The organism is Corynebacterium mycetoides (assembly GCF_900103625.1).
In the GTDB taxonomy this organism is placed as follows: Bacteria; Actinomycetota; Actinomycetes; order Mycobacteriales; family Mycobacteriaceae; genus Corynebacterium; species Corynebacterium mycetoides.
Genome location: NZ_LT629700.1, coordinates 1,430,769 through 1,448,552, shown reverse-complemented (window position 1 = coordinate 1,448,552; position 17,784 = coordinate 1,430,769). Strand labels below are relative to the sequence as shown.

Sequence of the window (17,784 nt, the reverse complement as noted above, 5' to 3'; positions counted from 1 at the left end):
CAAGCGAAGTGCTCCCCGCGCTAGCGGGGATGAGCCGTCGTCGGAGCTGTCGGCGGTGGCGTCGGCTGAGTGCTCCCCGCGCTAGCGGGGATGAGCCCGCCAGGCCGCATTCAATGCCCGCCAAGCCTCCGTGCTCCCCGCGCTAGCGGGGATGAGCCCTCGAAAAACTCGCACCCCCCGGAACCGTCAAAGTGCTCCCCGCGCTAGCGGGGATGAGCCCCCGTCCACGACGGCGCCGACAAAGCCACCGTCGTGCTCCCCGCGCTAGCGGGGATGAGCCCTGCCCGTGCCGAGGCCGATGAGCACCGCACTGGTGCTCCCCGCGCTAGCGGGGATGAGCCCATGCACCGTCTCCGGAGCGTCCTTACCCGACGGTGCTCCCCGCGCTAGCGGGGATGAGCCCTCATCGCCCTCTGCCGGGCTTCCTCCGCCAGAGTGCTCCCCGCGCTAGCGGGGATGAGCCCACTGGTACAACTAGCCAGCCAACTACAACCCCGTGCTCCCCGCGCTAGCGGGGATGAGCCCACCACGACCACCACCAAGAACAACATCACGCGGTGCTCCCCGCGCTAGCGGGGATGAGCCGAAAAGGGTTTACGCACTCGGTGCGTACGGAAGGTGCTCCCCGCGCTAGCGGGGATGAGCCCCGCGCATCAACCTCACGCATAATCAGATTCACGTGCTCCCCGCGCTAGCGGGGATGAGCCCTAATCGCAGAGCTGAGCTAAAAGGAGGTGGGCGTGCTCCCCGCGCTAGCGGGGATGAGCCCTCAGCCAGGCGCTCTACAACGTCAGCAGAACCGTGCTCCCCGCGCTAGCGGGGATGAGCCCTGTCACACGGAACTTGTTGAACTCATGAACATGTGCTCCCCGCGCTAGCGGGGATGAGCCTTCCCCGACGCATCACCCGTCGAGGCTGCGATCGTGCTCCCCGCGCTAGCGGGGATGAGCCCTTCGATGTGGACTTCGGTACGCTTCCGCAGCTGTGCTCCCCGCGCTAGCGGGGATGAGCCCCCGGCTGTCGTCATCTGTCAGGTTATCGAACGGTGCTCCCCGCGCTAGCGGGGATGAGCCCAGCCTGCAACGCGCCACGGGTGAAACATGGCAGTGCTCCCCGCGCTAGCGGGGATGAGCCGCCATGAGCCTGCTTGACCTGCTAATCCACGCCGTGCTCCCCGCGCTAGCGGGGATGAGCCTTGTCACAAAGCACTATGCGCGCTGATAGCGGAGTGCTCCCCGCGCTAGCGGGGATGAGCCCAAATAACCCCGTGACCGCCCACCAGCAACCTAGTGCTCCCCGCGCTAGCGGGGATGAGCCCCGCGCAGTCTCCGCACGAGCACGAGACAACTCGTGCTCCCCGCGCTAGCGGGGATGAGCCCCCGGTAAGCGTCGAAAACAGCATAAGCGACTGGTGCTCCCCGCGCTAGCGGGGATGAGCCCTTGACCGGGCCGATACCGTGACGGTATAACGTGTGCTCCCCGCGCTAGCGGGGATGAGCCCCCGCTGGCACGCTGGGAGGCGAGCTGCGCATCGTGCTCCCCGCGCTAGCGGGGATGAGCCCGCCGCGAACAACTGGTCGACCGAGCGTGTCCGGTGCTCCCCGCGCTAGCGGGGATGAGCCTCTGGGCAGAAGCAAGAGCACGCGATCAGGAAGGTGCTCCCCGCGCTAGCGGGGATGAGCCCCGACGTGGTTGCGCTTAGGTTGCATGTACCCGGTGCTCCCCGCGCTAGCGGGGATGAGCCCGAACAGTTGGCACAATTGCGCCAAAGACCTGCGTGCTCCCCGCGCTAGCGGGGATGAGCCCATCCTCGACGTCATCGACAAGGACACACAATGGTGCTCCCCGCGCTAGCGGGGATGAGCCCATGGCGAACCAGAACCCGATCTTCGACGGTGAGTGCTCCCCGCGCTAGCGGGGATGAGCCCAGTTCCGGTTGGGGACTTGCCCCCTGCTTGGCGTGCTCCCCGCGCTAGCGGGGATGAGCCCACGGGCGCGGCGGGGCATATGAGGCCACGAACGTGCTCCCCGCGCTAGCGGGGATGAGCCCCTAACGCGCGAAAGCACGCAAGGCATAAGCGCGGGCTCCCCGCGCTAGCGGGGATGAGCCGGTAAGACAAAAACATGAACGTGGGTAACCTACGTGCTCCCCGCGCTAGCGGGGATGAGCCGGTTGGGAAACCCCGGCTGGATATTCCTGACGAGTGCTCCCCGCGCTAGCGGGGATGAGCCCCCACACCTGGCTCAACAAAAAGTCAGTCCCCCGTGCTCCCCGCGCTAGCGGGGATGAGCCCCCCGTAGTGGCGGGACAGATGAGCCAACGCCAGTGCTCCCCGCGCTAGCGGGGATGAGCCCCTGCCCGGAACGCCCCCAAACAACCACCAACAGTGCTCCCCGCGCTAGCGGGGATGAGCCCATGCTTGGCCTGCGTGCCCCGAAGGCGATCGTGTGCTCCCCGCGCTAGCGGGGATGAGCCCGTCCTGGAACCAAGCAACAGCCAGATCCTCGGGTGCTCCCCGCGCTAGCGGGGATGAGCCCGCCGAACCCAAATCGACAACTGCCCCAACTGCGTGCTCCCCGCGCTAGCGGGGATGAGCCCACCCCTTTAGGCGCTTAGACGGCGCGCTAGAGGTGCTCCCCGCGCTAGCGGGGATGAGCCCGTCACTGTGACGTTACCCCCTGGGGGGATACCGTGCTCCCCGCGCTAGCGGGGATGAGCCCGGCGCGCTAGGGGCCTTAAACGCGGGCTAGCAGTGCTCCCCGCGCTAGCGGGGATGAGCCCGCGCCGGAACTCCAGCCAAATAGCGCAGGTGTGTGCTCCCCGCGCTAGCGGGGATGAGCCGGATAATGCCGACATCATGGGGATTTTTCTCCAGTGCTCCCCGCGCTAGCGGGGATGAGCCCAGTTACGTCAAGTACGAAAGTGGAGGAACATCGTGCTCCCCGCGCTAGCGGGGATGAGCCGGCCGACATCCTGCACGCCATTGGCACGGCGCGGTGCTCCCCGCGCTAGCGGGGATGAGCCCAACACGCCGAACCTCATCACCCAACCACACAGGTGCTCCCCGCGCTAGCGGGGATGAGCCGTCACCTCAGCCATAACCCCTCCTTAGACCGGGGTGCTCCCCGCGCTAGCGGGGATGAGCCGCGAATTATCGTGTCCTGAAGTCGACCCAGGAAGTGCTCCCCGCGCTAGCGGGGATGAGCCGTGTGAAGCTGACCGACGAGCAGAAACGCGCTCGTGCTCCCCGCGCTAGCGGGGATGAGCCTTTGCAGCCCGGGTGGAAGGTGCGGCGGTGTGCGTGCTCCCCGCGCTAGCGGGGATGAGCCCGACCCGCGCGCCCGCCCCTCAGCGAACAGGCCGTGCTCCCCGCGCTAGCGGGGATGAGCCTTGGGCCGTGGATGATGTCCCCGAACGACTTCAGTGCTCCCCGCGCTAGCGGGGATGAGCCGCCGTTCCCTGTCGGGGTCGGGGTTAAAGAATCGTGCTCCCCGCGCTAGCGGGGATGAGCCCATGGGGTGGTCCTTTGTGGGGTGGTGTGTGGCGTGCTCCCCGCGCTAGCGGGGATGAGCCCAAGAAAAAGTTGCGGAACTGAAAATCGTGTGTAGTGCTCCCCGCGCTAGCGGGGATGAGCCCTGGATGGCCATGTGGACGTAGCAGCCGGAGTAGTGCTCCCCGCGCTAGCGGGGATGAGCCGTCTCCCACGCGGTAGTTAGTGGATTCAATCATGTGCTCCCCGCGCTAGCGGGGATGAGCCCAAGGTTGGTGCCACCCTCAAGTCCACGGCGAAGTGCTCCCCGCGCTAGCGGGGATGAGCCCGTCGACACCTGAAAAGCGAGACGTTCATCGTCGTGCTCCCCGCGCTAGCGGGGATGAGCCGCCTAACCGCGTTATTCGCCATATCCGTGGCGTGTGCTCCCCGCGCTAGCGGGGATGAGCCCGACCGTCAACAGCTTTGGTGATGTTTACATTGAGTGCTCCCCGCGCTAGCGGGGATGAGCCCACATTGCCGAGCGCGTGGTCGCGCTGAAATACGTGCTCCCCGCGCTAGCGGGGATGAGCCCAAGTCCACCCGCGACCAGATCATGGTCGCGGCGTGCTCCCCGCGCTAGCGGGGATGAGCCGTTTGTGGGGGCGCGCTCCAAGCTCGTAGAGGGGTGCTCCCCGCGCTAGCGGGGATGAGCCCAAGTCCACCCGCGACCAGATCATGGTCGCGGCGTGCTCCCCGCGCTAGCGGGGATGAGCCCTCCACGAGGCAACCGAACGCCACGACCGGGACGTGCTCCCCGCGCTAGCGGGGATGAGCCGCGACGTGTGCGGTGGCGGTTTCCGCCTCCCGGGTGCTCCCCGCGCTAGCGGGGATGAGCCCTTGGCTTGGCCCTCCTCGCCGCCGCCAACCACGTGCTCCCCGCGCTAGCGGGGATGAGCCGTTCTGACGGGCCACCAGCGAGTCGAGGTACTGGTGCTCCCCGCGCTAGCGGGGATGAGCCCGGGCGGCCTGCTGCTCCGCCCGACACTGCTTAGTGCTCCCCGCGCTAGCGGGGATGAGCCCTCGACCCCGCCTACGGTGATGTCATCTGCAGGGTGCTCCCCGCGCTAGCGGGGATGAGCCGGAACCGGCGCAGGATGTGCGGACGATTGAGTTGTGCTCCCCGCGCTAGCGGGGATGAGCCCCCCGCATGGTACAGGCCGTACAGGGGGGTTACGTGCTCCCCGCGCTAGCGGGGATGAGCCGTTTGTCGCTGGGCTGGAGGTCATCGGTGGGGCGTGCTCCCCGCGCTAGCGGGGATGAGCCCTGTGCAAACCGTACCGTGAGGGGCAAACTCCAGTGCTCCCCGCGCTAGCGGGGATGAGCCGTCGTCCCGGGCGCGGGAGGCCGCTTCGGGGTCGTGCTCCCCGCGCTAGCGGGGATGAGCCCATGCGAGGAAGAATACCACTCGACGGATCTCAGTGCTCCCCGCGCTAGCGGGGATGAGCCCCGCGAAAACGCCGAGCTGAGACAGGTCAAGTCGTGCTCCCCGCGCTAGCGGGGATGAGCCGGGAGAGACCTCTCCCACGGTCTCGACGCTCATGTGCTCCCCGCGCTAGCGGGGATGAGCCCCTCCTGCCACGCCGTCTACCGTCCTGTCGGTGGCAAGGGTGGTGAGAAGATCCGCTAGCGAAGCGCCGTTAGGAGCCATCAAACTGCACCTGCGGAATCAAGGCGATAAGGAGCTCCGGTAAGGGGGGAGCGGGAAGCTCGGCATGTGCTTCCCCGGTTTCGTGCCGGATGAGCGCTAGAGCGGCGTTGGCGTCGTTCCGTTGTCGAAGTGCGACGGCATACTCGATTACCTCCTGCAGTGCCGCATCGGCGTCATCTGATTTCAGAAATGCTTTTAGAGCGCTGGTTTCTTCGACAGATAGAGAGCTGTCATCGTAAATCTCCGGGTTGTACGGGAGCCCGAATGCTTGTGCCATCAACAGCCGCGTGGCGGCCTTAACCTCTTGGAAGCAGTGATCGAAAGAGCGTGCCCCTCGGGGCTTAGGCATGAGCGCAGTGATTTCCCCGGAGGCTTTACTCTCCCAAAGGATGGAGTGGGTCCATGCGGGGGCATCGGCCACATTTTCTTCGTAGAGGTGGGCTTATCCCGCGAGGAGATCCAGGCGGATACAGCGGGCGATAACCTCCCAATGCCCAGGCTCAAGGCGGTTTACTAGGCTCGCAAGTTGCCCGGTTGTCACTTCGTATGTGCTCATGGAACATGTGTCCTTTCTGCTGGCAGCGTCCATCACCCGATCAGACTGAGACCCGGTGCAGAAGGTTCCCTCGACGCCGGAAGATCGCTCGTCCGTGCTCCCCGCGCTAGCGGGGATGGGCACTCACTCTCGCAGCCCACGCCACCATCCGCGAAGTACTCTGCCCCCATTTCGTGCCTCAGCTGTCCGTCGCGACCTCTTGGATACAGCTAGCCGGCCCTTTGTCCCGTTCCGAAGCGGCAGCTCGCTAAGCCGGCGCCACGTTTTCCTCGAGCTCTTCGATCTCCTCGACGTCCTTTTCCGAGTAGTAGACGGGGTGCTCGGCGTTCTTGCGGTCTACTGCGGACCCGATGGCCAGGCACGCCGCGCCGACGAGCAGCCACGCCGCCAGGATGCCGAGGGGATGGGCGAGCGACATGCCGGGGAAGTACTCGATGGTGCGGGTGGCCTCGATGAACCCGGCGCCGATCCAGAACTCGTGGAACGTGCGGAAGAACGCGTTTTGCATCTCCGGCCCGAACACCCCGCCGGAGGAGGTGAAGTTCAGCCCGACGAACATGGTGGCGTACACGAGCGTGCTAAAGCGCCCGAGTAGGGGATGGAGCCCCACGCCGACGAAGAGCACCGCGATGGAGTAGACCACAGACAGGGCCCAGGAGGGTGCGAAGGTGCCGCGGAAGAGCCCGAACAGCGCGTAGGCGGCGATGGCGAAGACGGTTGCGACAACCACGGCGGCTCCGGCGGCCACCGCGACGCGCCGGCGGAACGAGAGGCCGCTGCCGGCGGCCGAAATCGCGATCGACATCGCGTAGGACCCCACCGAGAGCGCAACAAGGAAGAAGAAGTTGTTCTGCCCAATGGGGTCGTTGGCCGCGACGGGGACGACGTCGACCACGGCGAGCGGGACAGCCTCGGCCTGGGCGACGCGCTGGAAGATTCCCTTGACGGATTCGGCCGTGGTGGCGGACGCGCCGGAGGCGGTCATCAGCGTTGCGGAGTCGCTGACGGGGATGAACGCGGCCTCGATTTCGCGGGTACGAAGCAGCTGCTCTGCTTCGTCGGGGGTGGGCACGGTGCGGAGGTGCGCGCCGTCGCCAAGCGAGGCGGCGAGCTTTTCCTCGAGCGAGGCCGCGGCATGGGTGTCCTCGGACACGATCGCCAGGTCGAGGTCGTGGGGTGCGGGGTGGTGGAACCCGCCAAGGTAGAGCAGGAGCATGATGAAGGCCATCAGGGCGGGCAGGCCCGCGTGCTCGAGGGTGTGGCGCAGCGGGGACGTGGCGGCAGGATCTGTAGTGACGGTGGAGGACATGGCGCTTTCGGGGATAGTTGTATAATGCAACTGTCATGGTAGAACACGATCGCAGCGGAAGAAACTCAAGGGCCCGAAAAACGGCGGTAGACACAACCCAGGAACTGCGCGTGCTGCTCAAACGCGTGCGTGGCGCGCGGATCACGCGCCAGCTCGACCTGACCTTCAACGAGTCGCTCGTCCTGTCCACCATCAGGGACAACCCCGGCATCACCTCGGGCGACATCGCCGAGCACCTGCAATCGGACAAATCCACCATCAGCCGGCAGCTCGCTACGCTGCACACACGCGGCTACGTGGATAAACGCAAACGCGACGGGAACCACCGCATCAACGACCTGGCGCTCACCAGCGCCGGCGCGCGCGCACTCGAGCAGGCCGACGACACGTGGATCCGCCTCACGGAGGCGCAACTCGAGGGCTGGACGCAGCGCGAGAAGGACGACTTCCTCGCGCTGCTGCGCAAGTTCAACGCCCCCCGCTAAACCCGGCTAAACGCCGCTACACCCCGCGTGAACCTCAGTGCTGGTGGTAGTCGCTGAGGAAGTTGCCCAGCCGCTCGATGGCGTTTTCCAGCTGGGACGCCCACGGCAGGGTGACCACGCGGAAGTGGTCCGGGGTGGGGTAGTTAAACCCGGTGCCCTGCACCATGAGGATCTTCTCGGTTTTGAGCAAGTCCAGCATGAACCGCTCGTCGTCGTGGATGTGGTACATCTCGGTGTCGATCTTGGGGAAGCAGTACAGCGCACCCTTCGGCTCGACAACGCTGACACCTGGGATCTCGCGCAGCTTGCGCACGGCGGCGTCGCGCTGCTCCAGCAGGCGCCCGCCCTTGCCGGTGAGCTGGTAGATCGACTGCCGCCCGCCGAGCGCGACCTGGATGGCGTGCTGGCCGGGGGCGTTGGCGCACAGGCGTGTGCCGGCGAGCAGGTTCAGGCCCTCGATGAACCCGGTGGCGCGCCGCCGCGGTCCGGTGATCACCATCCACCCGGCGCGGTAACCGGCCACGCGGTACGCCTTGGACAGACCGTTGAAGGTCACCGTGATCAGGTCGGGGGCGACCTCCGCCATGGAGATGTGCTTGGCGTCGTCGTAGAGGATGCGGTCGTAGATCTCGTCGGCAAGCACCATGAGCTCGTGCTCGCGGGCGATGTCGGCGATGCCCTCCAGGATCTCGCGGGAGTAGACCGCGCCCGTCGGGTTGTTCGGGTTGATCACCACGATCGCCTTGGTGCGTTCGGTCACCTTCGAGCGGATGTCCTCGAGCGAGGGGTTCCACCCGTCCTCCTCGTCGCACAGGTAGTGCACGACTTTACCGCCGGCCAACGTCGAGGCGGCCGTCCACAGCGGGTAATCGGGGGCGGGGACGAGGATCTCGTCGCCGTCGTTAAGCAGGGCCTGGGTGACCATGCTGATCAGCTCTGAAACGCCGTTGCCGAGGAAGACGTCGTCGATGTCGAACTCGGGGAAGTCCTCGATCACCTCGTAGCGGGTGACAATTGCGCGGCGCGCCGGCACGATGCCTTTCGACGTGGTGTAGCCCTGCGAGGTGGGCAGCGCGGCGATCATGTCGCGCATGATCACGTCCGGCGCGTCGAAGCCGAAGAGCGCCGGGTTGCCCGTGTTCAGCTTGAGGATGGTGTGCCCGTCGCGCTCCATCTCCTCCGCGGTGGTGCTCACCGGCCCGCGAATGTCGTAAAACACGTTCTTCAGCTTCTCCGCCTCGTCAAAGTGGCGGTGCTTCTTCAACGGCTTTCCGCTTGCCGACGCCCCCGTCACCGCTTCCTCGACAACGTCCTCGACAACGTCGTTAGCGGGGTAGGAGTTCTCGTCGTGTGCCTGCTTCTTGCTCATGGGTCAATACTACTTGCCCTTGAAACGTTTGACCGTCCGCTGCGCGACATCGAGAGCGTCGTCCGTCAGCTGGCTTACCTGGGCCTTGCGCTGGGCGCGTCGCAACGCTTCCTCGTGCGCGTTCGCGGACTCGATCTCCAGCTGCCGCATGCGCACCAGCTGCCGGCGCTTGCGCTCGAGCTGGCGCAGGCTGGGGGTGTACCAGGATTCGGGGCCCACCTTCATCACGTAGAGCAGGATGAACAGGGTGGGTATGAGCAGCAGGATCAGTGCGGCGAGCCCGCTGCCGCCCGTGGCGGAGGCAACGATGGCGGTGCCCGCGACGGAGCCGAGGGTGCCCAGCCAGAACACCCCCGCGCGGGTCTTCTGGCCGTCGCGGCGCGCGGCGACGATCTCGTCGGCGCTGTAGACCTCGACCGCGGTGGTGGGCGTGGCGCGCAGCACCGGGTGCTGCGGGATATCGGTGAACACAGGCTCGAGATCTCCCTGGAACTCGGCCTGGGCGATCATGGTGCAGCGCCGGTCGAACTCGTCCATGGTCAGGCGGCCCTCGCCGAGTGCGGTGCTGAGCGCGCTCATGGCGTCGTTGCGCTCCGCGTCGCTCAACCGGTACCTGCCGTAGGGGGTGCTCACGGGGTTGATTCTAGCCTTCCTCGGCGAACTGGGACTGGTTCAACCGCCAGTAAGCGCCGCGCGCCGCGAGCAGGTCGTCGTGCGAGCCCTGCTCCGCAATCCGGCCGTTCTCCATGACGATGATCAGGTCCGCGTTGCGGATGGTGGACAAGCGGTGCGCGATGACAAACGACGTGCGCTGGGAGCGCAGCGCGTTCATCGCCTCCTGCACGAGCACCTCGGTGCGGGTGTCCACGCTGGAGGTCGCCTCGTCCAGAATCAGGATCGCCGGCCGCGACAGAAACGCCCGAGCAATGGTGATCAGCTGCCGCTCGCCGGCGGAGATGGACCCGGAGTCCTGGTCCACAACGGTGTCATACCCCTCGGGCAGCGCGTGGACGAACCTGTCCACGTATGTCGCCCGCGCCGCCGCGATGACCTCCTCGTCGGTGGCGTCCAAACGGCCGTAGCGGATGTTTTCCATGATCGTGCCCTTGAACAGCACCGCGTCTTGGAGCACCATGCCGATGTTGGAGCGCAGGTGCTCGCGTGTCATCTCGCGCGTGTCCACGCCGTCGATACGGATGCTGCCCGCGTCGATGTCGTAGAAGCGCATGATGAGATTGACCAGCGTGGTCTTGCCCGCGCCCGTCGGGCCGACGATGGCGGCGGTCTCGCCTGGCTCCACACGCAAGGAGAGGTCCTGAATCAGCGGGGTGTCGGGGGAGTATGAAAAATCGACGTGGTCGAACTCGACCAGGCCGCGTGCGCGCCAGCCCCGCTCCGTCGCACCCCCGGTGTCGGGGGTTTCCTCCTCCGCGTCGAGGAACTCGAAGATACGCTCCGCAGACGCCACGCCGGACTGCACCATCTGCGCCATGCCCGCGATCTCCCCGAGGGGCTGGTTGAACTGGCGCGAGTACTGGATGAACGCCGTGGCGTCGCCCAGCGTCATCTGTCCGGCGGCCACGCGCAGCCCGCCGAATACGGCGATAGCCACGTAGGACAGATACGAGATGAACTGCATGATCGGGTGCATCGAGTTGGCCAGGAACTGGGCGCGCGCCGCGGAGTCATACAACGCGGCGTTGCGTTCGTCGAAGGTGCGGCTCAGCTCGTCGGTGCGGCCGAAAATCAGCGCCAGCTCGTGGCCGGAGAAGGATTCCTCGACATGCCCGTTGAGCTCGCCGGTGGACTTCCACTGCGCCGCGAACTGCTTCTGCGAGCGGGTTCCAATCAGCCCGATGACCAGGCCCGTCAACGGGATCGCCAGAAGGGCCAGCAGGGCGAGCTGCCAGGAGATCCAGAACATCATCACGATAATGCCCAGCAGCATCATGATGGCGTTGAGCATCTGCGACATCGCCTGCTGGAGCGCCTGCTGCACGTTGTCCACGTCGTTCGTCGTGCGCGAGAGCAAATCCCCGCGCTGACGGGAGTCGAAGTAGTTCAGCGGCAGCCGGTTGATCTTGCGCTCGATACTCTGGCGCAGGTCAAAGACCGTGGCCATGGTGAGGCGGTTCAAAATCGCACCCTGCGCCCACATGAGCAGCGAGGAGACCGCGTAGAGCGCGATGACCACGGCGATCAGCTGTGCCAGCCGCTCGAAGTCGATCCCGAAACCGGGGCGCAGTTCCATCGCCTCGGCCATGTCGGCGAAGCGGTTCTCGCCGGAGGCGCGCAGGCCGTCGATCACCTGCTGCTTGCTGGCGCCCTCGGGCATCTGGCGGGAGACGACCCCGGAGAAGATCACGTCCATCGCGTGGCCGAGCACACGCGGCGCGTAGACGGCCAGCACAACAGAGACGACATTCATCGCCACCACCGCGGCGAGCTTGAGGCGATGCGGCAGGAGCAGGCCAATGAGCCGCTTCGCGCTGGGCCAGAACTGCTTCGCCTGGCGCGGCGCGTGTCCGGAAAACGAGTCCCCGCCTACCTGCTCTTCGAGCGCGGCGAGCTCCTCGTCGGACAAGCGGGATTCGTGTGTCGTAGACATCAGGCGTCCACCGTCCTTTGGGATTCAACGATTTCGCGGTACGTGGGGGAGCTGTCCAGCAAACTTTCGTGGGTGCCGCGGGCGACGATCTCCCCGGCCTCCATAACGAGAATCTGGTCGGCGTTTTCGATTGACGCCACGCGCTGCGCGACGATGATCGTCGTCGCCTCGGCGGTGTAGCTGCGCATCGCCTCGCGCACCTTGACGTCCGTGATGGCGTCGAGGGCGGAAAACGAGTCGTCGAAAAGGTAGACCTTGGGCCGGCTCAGCAGCATCCGGGCGATGGACAGGCGCTGGCGCTGCCCGCCCGAGACGTTCGTGCCACCCTGGGAAATCGGCATGTCCAGGTCGTCGACGAAGTGAGCCTGGGCGGTGCGCAGCGCGTCCCACATCTCCTCGGCGGTGGCGTCGGATTTGGCCATGCGCAGATTCGATTCGACGGTGCCGGAGAACAGGTACGGCTTCTGCGGCACCATGCTGACGCGCTCCACGATGTCGGCGCGTTCCATGTCGGCCACGTCGACGCCGTCGAGAAGCACCCTGCCCGAGGTGGAGGCGTGCAGTTTGGGGATGAGCGAGAGCAACGTGGTCTTGCCCGAGCCCGTCGCGCCGATGATCGCGGTCGTCGTGCCCGGCACCGCCTCAAGCGAGACGTTCTTGAGCACCGGCTCCTCCGCGCCGGGGTAGGTGTAGGAGACGTTGTCCAGCCGGACAACGCCCTCAGCCGCCTGCGGACGGATCGGGTTCGCGGGTTCCTCGATGGACGGCGTGCGCGCAAGCAGCTCGTTGATGCGGCGCGCGCAGATGACGGCGCGCGGCAGCATCATTGCCATGAACGTGCCCATCATGACGGCCATGAGGATCTGCATAAGGTACTGCATGAACGCGGTCAGCGCGCCGACCTCGACCTCCCCGGAATCGACCCTGTGCCCGCCGAACCACAGCACCGCCGCGGTGGCGACGTTGAGAATGATCATGATCACCGGGAACAGCAGGACAAAGATCCGGCCGATGTTGAGCGAGACGCGGGTAATGTCGGCGTTGGCGTCGGTGAAGCGCTGCGCTTCGTGCTCCTCGCGGCCGAACGCGCGCACAACCCTGATGCCCGTGATCTGCTCGCGCAGCACGCCGTTGACGTTGTCTAGCTTGTCCTGCATCACCCGGAACAGCGGCATGAGCAGGGAAATCAGCACGCCCACGACAACCGCCAGGGCTCCGACGGCGGCCACCACGAGCCAGCTCATCCCCGGATCCTGGCGCACGGCCATGATGATGCCGCCGACGGCCATGATCGGGGCCGCCACCATGAAGTTGAGAAACAGCAGGTACACCATCTGCACCTGCTGCACGTCGTTGGTGCCGCGGGTGATCAGCGTCGGGGTGCCGAAGTGGCCCATGTCCTCCGCGGAGAACGAGCTGACGTGGCGGAACACGTCCCGGCGCACGTCGCGCCCCACGCCCATCGCCGTGCGGGAGGCGAAGTAGACGGCGACGACGGCCGCGGCCACCTGGACGAGCGCGACGACGAGCATGACGCCGCCGACGCGCCAGATGTAGCCGACGTCGGCCCGGGCGACGCCGTTGTCGATGATCTTGGCGTTGAGGTCGGGCAGGTACAGGGTGGCCAACGTGGTGATGAGCTGGAGCACCACCACGAGGGTTATATGCGCCGCGTACGGCTTCGAGCCGCGGGCGAGAATCTTGATGAGGTCCACGCGGGGCCTTCCTAATAATGATGTTGGAAGCCTCGAAGTCTAACCCAACTTAGGCAGGTGTCGCCAGATCCCCGCACGCGGAAGACCTCAGCGCGTTTTCGGGGCGAAAAATGCGTCCACAACGCGCTGAGGTCTTCACGTACACCAGCTCACGCAACAGCTCGGGCGCTACGGCACCTGCGGCACGGCGCGCGCGTGCGCGACCATGTCCTCCCACTCGACAATCTTCTTGCGCTCGCGCGGCAGCAGCGCGTCGTTCTCGCCCAGCCTGCGCTCCTCGCCGTCGAGGCGGTACCAGCCGTCCCAGGTGGTGTAGGTAATGCCCCGCTGCTGAAGCAGTTCGATGATGGCGTCCGGGTCGGTGAACTTCGGGGCGGAGAGCTTGCCGGCGGCGGCGTCCTCGAACAGCATGTCCGTGGTTTCCTTCGCGTCCGACTTGGTGTTGCCGATCAGCCCGATGGGCCCGCGCTTGATCCAGCCGGTGACGTAGAGGGAGTCCTCCAGCCCGGTCTCGCCCAGCACGTGTCCGCCGTCGTTGGGGATGACGTTGCGGTCAAAGTCGAAGGGCACCCCGTCGACGGGCTCGGAGCGGTAGCCGATGGCGTGGTAGACCTGCTGGACGGGCCAGTCGGTGAACTTCCCGGTGCCGCGGATACCGCCCTCGCCGTCGAGCTCCTGGCGCTCGGTGCGCACGCCGACGATCGCGTCGCCGTCGGTAAGCACCTCCACCGGCTCCTCGAAGAAGTGGATGTGGATCTTGTGCGGGGCGTCGTCCGGCTCGCGCATCGCGTACTGCTCGAGCACCTGGCAGTTGAGGTCGATGGACTTATCGGCGCGGCGTAGCTCCTCGGAGAGCTGGTCGTAGTCGATGTCCTCCGGGTCGACGAGGACCTGGATGGTCTCGGAGTCGTCGAGCTCGCGCAGCTCCTTCGGCGTGAACTTCGCCTGCGCGGGGCCGCGGCGGCCGAACATGTGCACGACCTCGGCCTTGTTGTCCTTCAGCGAGTTGTAGACGTTGTCGGGGATCTCCGTGACCAGCAGCTCGTCGCCCGTCTTGGCCAGGATGCGGGAGACGTCGAGGGCGACGTTGCCCACGCCGATGACGGCTACTTCGCGCGCGGAGAGGTCCCAGTCGCGGTTGAAGCGGGGGTTGCCGTCGTAGAAGCCGACGAACCAGCCGGCGCCGATGGACTTGTCGCCGCCGGGGATGAGCAGCTCGCGGTCGCGGACGGCGCCGGTGGAGATGACGATGGCGTCGTAGTAGTCGCGCAGCTCATCGATAGTGATGTCCTTGCCCACCTCGATGTTGCCCAGCAGGCGCAGGTGCGGCTTGTCCAGCACGTTGTGGAGGGATTTGACGATGCCCTTGATGCGCGGGTGGTCCGGCGCCACGCCGTAGCGGATCAGCCCGAAGGGTGCGGGCATCTGCTCGAAGAGGTCGACGGAGATGTCGAGGTCTTCGTTGCGGATGAGCAGGTCGGAGGCGTAGATACCGGCTGGGCCGGCGCCGATGACGGCGACGCGCAGACTCATAAGGGGGAGATCCTTTCGGGTACGGTTTTTATATTCATCCATGGTAGCCCATAGACCGCTTGGTCTGAAAATCTACCCAACGCAGGCCCGGTGTCAAGTTTCCCGGCGCAAATACATTCAGAATCCCGCCGCCTGAATTTTCATTCAGGGCTATAAAGCCTGGATAAACGCCCCGTCGATACGCCCGCTATTGCCATAGACAAAGTTGTACGGCAGACTGCGTGCGAATAGCCGAAATTCGGCAGAAAAATAGACCGCACGGTCTATACCGAAGGAGTGTTATGACATCCGCTACCGCCAAGACGCGCGAAGTCAAGGCCCGGTCGAAAAAGCCCGAGGGCCAATGGCTTATCGACGGCACCGCCCCGCTCAACCACGACGAGGAGCTCAAGCAACTCGAGCCGGTGATGGCCGTCAAGCAGCGCGTCATTGACATCTACTCCAAGCAGGGCTTCGCGTCCATCCCGCCCGAGGACCTCGCGCCGCGCTTCAAGTGGCTGGGCATGTACACCCAGCGCAAGCAGAACCTCGGCGGCGAATTCACGGGCCAAGACAACTCGGTGCTCCAGGACGAGTACTTCATGATGCGCATCCGCTTCGACGGCGGACAGTGCACCACGGAGCAGGCCAAGGTCGTCGGCGAAATCTCGCGCGACTGGGCGCGCTCCACCGTGGACTTGACGGACCGGCAGAACATCCAGCTGCACTGGGTGGCCATCGAGGACGTCCCCGCGATCTGGGACAGGCTCGAAAGCGTCGGGCTCAACACCTGGGACGCCTGCGGCGACGTGCCGCGCGTGGTGCTGGGGTCCCCCGTGGCCGGCATCGCCAAGGACGAGATCATCGACGCCACGCCGGCGATCCGCCGCATCCATGAGATCGTCACCGACGACGAGTTCCAGAACCTGCCGCGCAAGTTCAAGACCGCCATCTCCGGCAACGCGCGCCAGGACGTCGTCCACGAGATCAACGACCTCGCCTTCATCGGCGTCGAGCACCCCGAGCTCGGCCCCGGCTTCGAGTGCTTCGTGGGCGGCGGGCTGTCAACCAACCCGATGCTCGCGCAGTCCCTCGGCGCGTTTGTCACCCTCGAGCAGGTGCCTGAGGTGTGGGCCAACGTCGTGCGCATCTTCCGCGACTACGGCTACCGCCGGCTGCGCAACCGCGCGCGCCTGAAGTTCCTCGTCGCCGAGTGGGGCGTGCAGAAGTTCCGCGAGATCCTGGAAAAGGAATACCTGGGATACAAACTTCCCGACGGCCCGAAGGCGCCCAGCAACCTCGTCGACCGCGACCACATCGGCGTGCACGAGCAGAAGGACGGCAACTTCTACATCGGCGTCAAGCCCACGCTCGGCCACATGTCCGGCGAACAGCTCATCGCCGCCGCCGAGCTTGCCGAGTCCTACGGGCTCACCAGCCTGCGCTTCACCCCCTTCAAGGAGCTGCTGTTCTTGGACGTGCGCGAGGAGGACGTGGTACAGCTCACCGCGGACCTGGGGAACATGGGCCTGTACTCCAAGCCCAGCGAGTTCCGCCGCGGCCTGCTCTCCTGCACCGGCCTGGAGTACTGCAAGCTCGCGCACGTGACCACCAAGTCCCGGGCCATCGAGCTTGCCGACGAGCTGGAGGAGCGCTTCGGAGACCTCGACTCGCCCGTGTCCATCTCGCTCAACGGCTGCCCGAACGCGTGCGCCCGCCACCACATCTCCGATATCGGCCTGAAGGGCCAGATGGTGGTCAACTCCGAGGGCGAGAAGGTGGAGGGCTTCCAGGTCCACCTGGGCGGCACCATCGGCGACGGGGCGAACTTCGGCCGCAAGCTGCGGGGCCACAAGGTGCTCTCCTCCGAGCTGACGGACTACGTCACCCGCGTGGTGCAGAACTATGTCGACCAGCGCGAAGAGGGCGAGATCTTCCGCGACTGGCTGCAGCGCGCCGACGAGGAGGCCCTCCGGTGAGCCTGCGCCGCGCGCCGAATCCGAACCGGAACTTCCCCACGTACTGCCCCTACTGCGCGGGCGAGGAGCTCTACCCCAACGAGGAGACGGACTTCGCCTGGAAGTGCGGGGAGTGCCTGCGTGTTTTCGAGGTGAAGTTCTTTGGTCAGGACGATCCGGTCGTCGCGGCGGCGCCAGCTAAATCCACCGAAGACGCCCTGCAGGAATCGCTGCGCAGACACGGTCATGATGCGGTGCTGCGCGAAGTCAGCCACACTGAAGGGAACGTACGAAAGGTGAGAAACGATGATTAACCTGCTTACAGGCCCCTCCGGCAATTTCGCGGATCCCGAGGTCAGCCCTGAAGGACCCCGCGAGACGGCGCCGCTGGATCCGGAGATCCGGGCGCGCAATGAAGAGCTCGTCGACAAGCATGCCCGCGAGCTTTACAACGCCCCCGCCGACGTCATCCTCGGCTGGGCCCATGAGTACGCCCCGGGTCCGCTCGTGGTCACCCTGTCGATGGAGAACACGGTGCTGGCGGAGCTGGCGGAAAAGCACCTGCCCGACGCGGACTTCCTCTTCCTGGACACCGAGTACCACTTCCCGGAGACCCTCGAGGTGGCCGACCAGGTGGAGCGCCGCTACCCCTCCCACAAGCTGGTGCGCGCGAAGGCAATCCTGTCGCGCGAGCAGCAGGACGCGACCTACGGGCCGAACCTGTACCGCTCCAACCCGACGGCGTGCTGCCGCATGCGCAAGGTGGAGCCGCTGGCGGTGCACATGAGCCCGTACGTGGGCTGGGTCACCGGCCTGCGGCGTGCCGACGGCCCGACCCGCGCGAAGGCGCCCGCCCTCTCGCTCGACGCGACGGGCCGGTTGAAGATTTCGCCGCTGGTGACGTGGACGCTGGAGGACACCGACGCCTTCGAGGAGCGCAACAACCTCATCATCCACCCGCTGACCAGGCAGGGTTACCCCTCCATCGGGTGCGCCACTTGCACGCTGCCGGTTGCGGAGGGCGACGACCCGCGGGCGGGCCGCTGGGCGTTTAGCGCCAAGACAGAATGCGGACTCCACGAATAAGGGCT

Annotated in this window: 11 protein-coding genes and 1 CRISPR repeat array (1 of these 12 cut by a window edge); of the genes, 4 read left to right on the top strand and 7 right to left on the bottom strand. The window is 66.1% G+C overall.

Annotated elements, in window-relative coordinates; genetic code table 11:
- Positions 1-5,101: a CRISPR direct-repeat array (repeat unit 28 nt; unit sequence GTGCTCCCCGCGCTAGCGGGGATGAGCC); it reaches 53 nt to the left of the window's first position.
- Positions 5,102-5,170: 69 nt separating this feature from the next.
- Entirely contained in the window at positions 5,171-5,458 is a 288-nt protein-coding gene (locus BLS40_RS06915) for a hypothetical protein (protein ID WP_157672455.1), read from the bottom strand.
- A 526-nt stretch (positions 5,459-5,984) separates the two neighbouring features.
- Complete coding sequence (locus BLS40_RS06910; protein ID WP_092150497.1) at positions 5,985-7,046, bottom strand: ABC-2 transporter permease; 1,062 nt, start codon at positions 7,044-7,046, stop codon at positions 5,985-5,987.
- A 110-nt stretch (positions 7,047-7,156) separates the two neighbouring features.
- On the opposite strand from BLS40_RS06910, the gene BLS40_RS06905 reads away from it, so the two are divergent.
- Complete coding sequence (locus tag BLS40_RS06905; RefSeq protein ID WP_157672454.1) at positions 7,157-7,531, top strand: MarR family winged helix-turn-helix transcriptional regulator; 375 nt, start codon at positions 7,157-7,159, stop codon at positions 7,529-7,531.
- 34 nt (positions 7,532-7,565) lie between these two features.
- Here the strand turns inward: BLS40_RS06905 and BLS40_RS06900 are convergent, their stop codons facing one another.
- From BLS40_RS06900 to BLS40_RS06880, 5 genes are all read right to left on the bottom strand, one after another.
- The gene (locus BLS40_RS06900; RefSeq protein WP_231908409.1) at positions 7,566-8,900 is read right to left on the bottom strand and encodes a pyridoxal phosphate-dependent aminotransferase; all 1,335 of its coding nucleotides are present in this window, start codon (positions 8,898-8,900) and stop codon (positions 7,566-7,568) included.
- 9 nt (positions 8,901-8,909) lie between these two features.
- On the bottom strand, positions 8,910-9,533 hold the full coding sequence (locus BLS40_RS06895) for a DUF1707 SHOCT-like domain-containing protein (protein WP_092150491.1): 624 nt from the start codon (positions 9,531-9,533) through the stop codon (positions 8,910-8,912).
- Positions 9,534-9,543: 10 nt separating this feature from the next.
- Positions 9,544-11,508: an ABC transporter ATP-binding protein gene (locus BLS40_RS06890; protein ID WP_092150488.1), complete on the bottom strand. Its 1,965-nt coding sequence runs from the start codon at positions 11,506-11,508 to the stop codon at positions 9,544-9,546.
- Positions 11,508-13,223, bottom strand: coding sequence for an ABC transporter ATP-binding protein (locus BLS40_RS06885; protein WP_092150485.1), 1,716 nt, complete (start codon positions 13,221-13,223; stop codon positions 11,508-11,510). The genes BLS40_RS06890 and BLS40_RS06885 overlap by 1 nt, the downstream gene beginning before the upstream one ends.
- Positions 13,224-13,391: 168 nt before the next feature.
- The gene (locus BLS40_RS06880; RefSeq protein WP_092150482.1) at positions 13,392-14,756 is read right to left on the bottom strand and encodes an FAD-dependent oxidoreductase; all 1,365 of its coding nucleotides are present in this window, start codon (positions 14,754-14,756) and stop codon (positions 13,392-13,394) included.
- A 281-nt stretch (positions 14,757-15,037) separates the two neighbouring features.
- Here BLS40_RS06880 and BLS40_RS06875 point away from each other — a divergent pair, with 281 nt between their 5' ends.
- Genes BLS40_RS06875 through BLS40_RS06865 form a run of 3 tightly spaced genes read left to right on the top strand, consistent with a single transcriptional unit; the run spans position 15,038 to position 17,779 of the window.
- Positions 15,038-16,714, top strand: coding sequence for a nitrite/sulfite reductase (locus BLS40_RS06875; protein ID WP_092150479.1), 1,677 nt, complete (start codon positions 15,038-15,040; stop codon positions 16,712-16,714).
- A complete protein-coding gene (locus BLS40_RS06870) occupies positions 16,711-17,007 on the top strand; it encodes a hypothetical protein (protein ID WP_092150477.1) in 297 nt (98 codons plus the stop codon). Before BLS40_RS06875 ends, BLS40_RS06870 begins: the two co-directional genes overlap by 4 nt.
- Positions 17,000-17,779, top strand: coding sequence for a phosphoadenylyl-sulfate reductase (locus BLS40_RS06865; protein ID WP_092150474.1), 780 nt, complete (start codon positions 17,000-17,002; stop codon positions 17,777-17,779). The genes BLS40_RS06870 and BLS40_RS06865 overlap by 8 nt, the downstream gene beginning before the upstream one ends.
- The last annotated feature ends 5 nt before the right edge of the window (positions 17,780-17,784 follow it).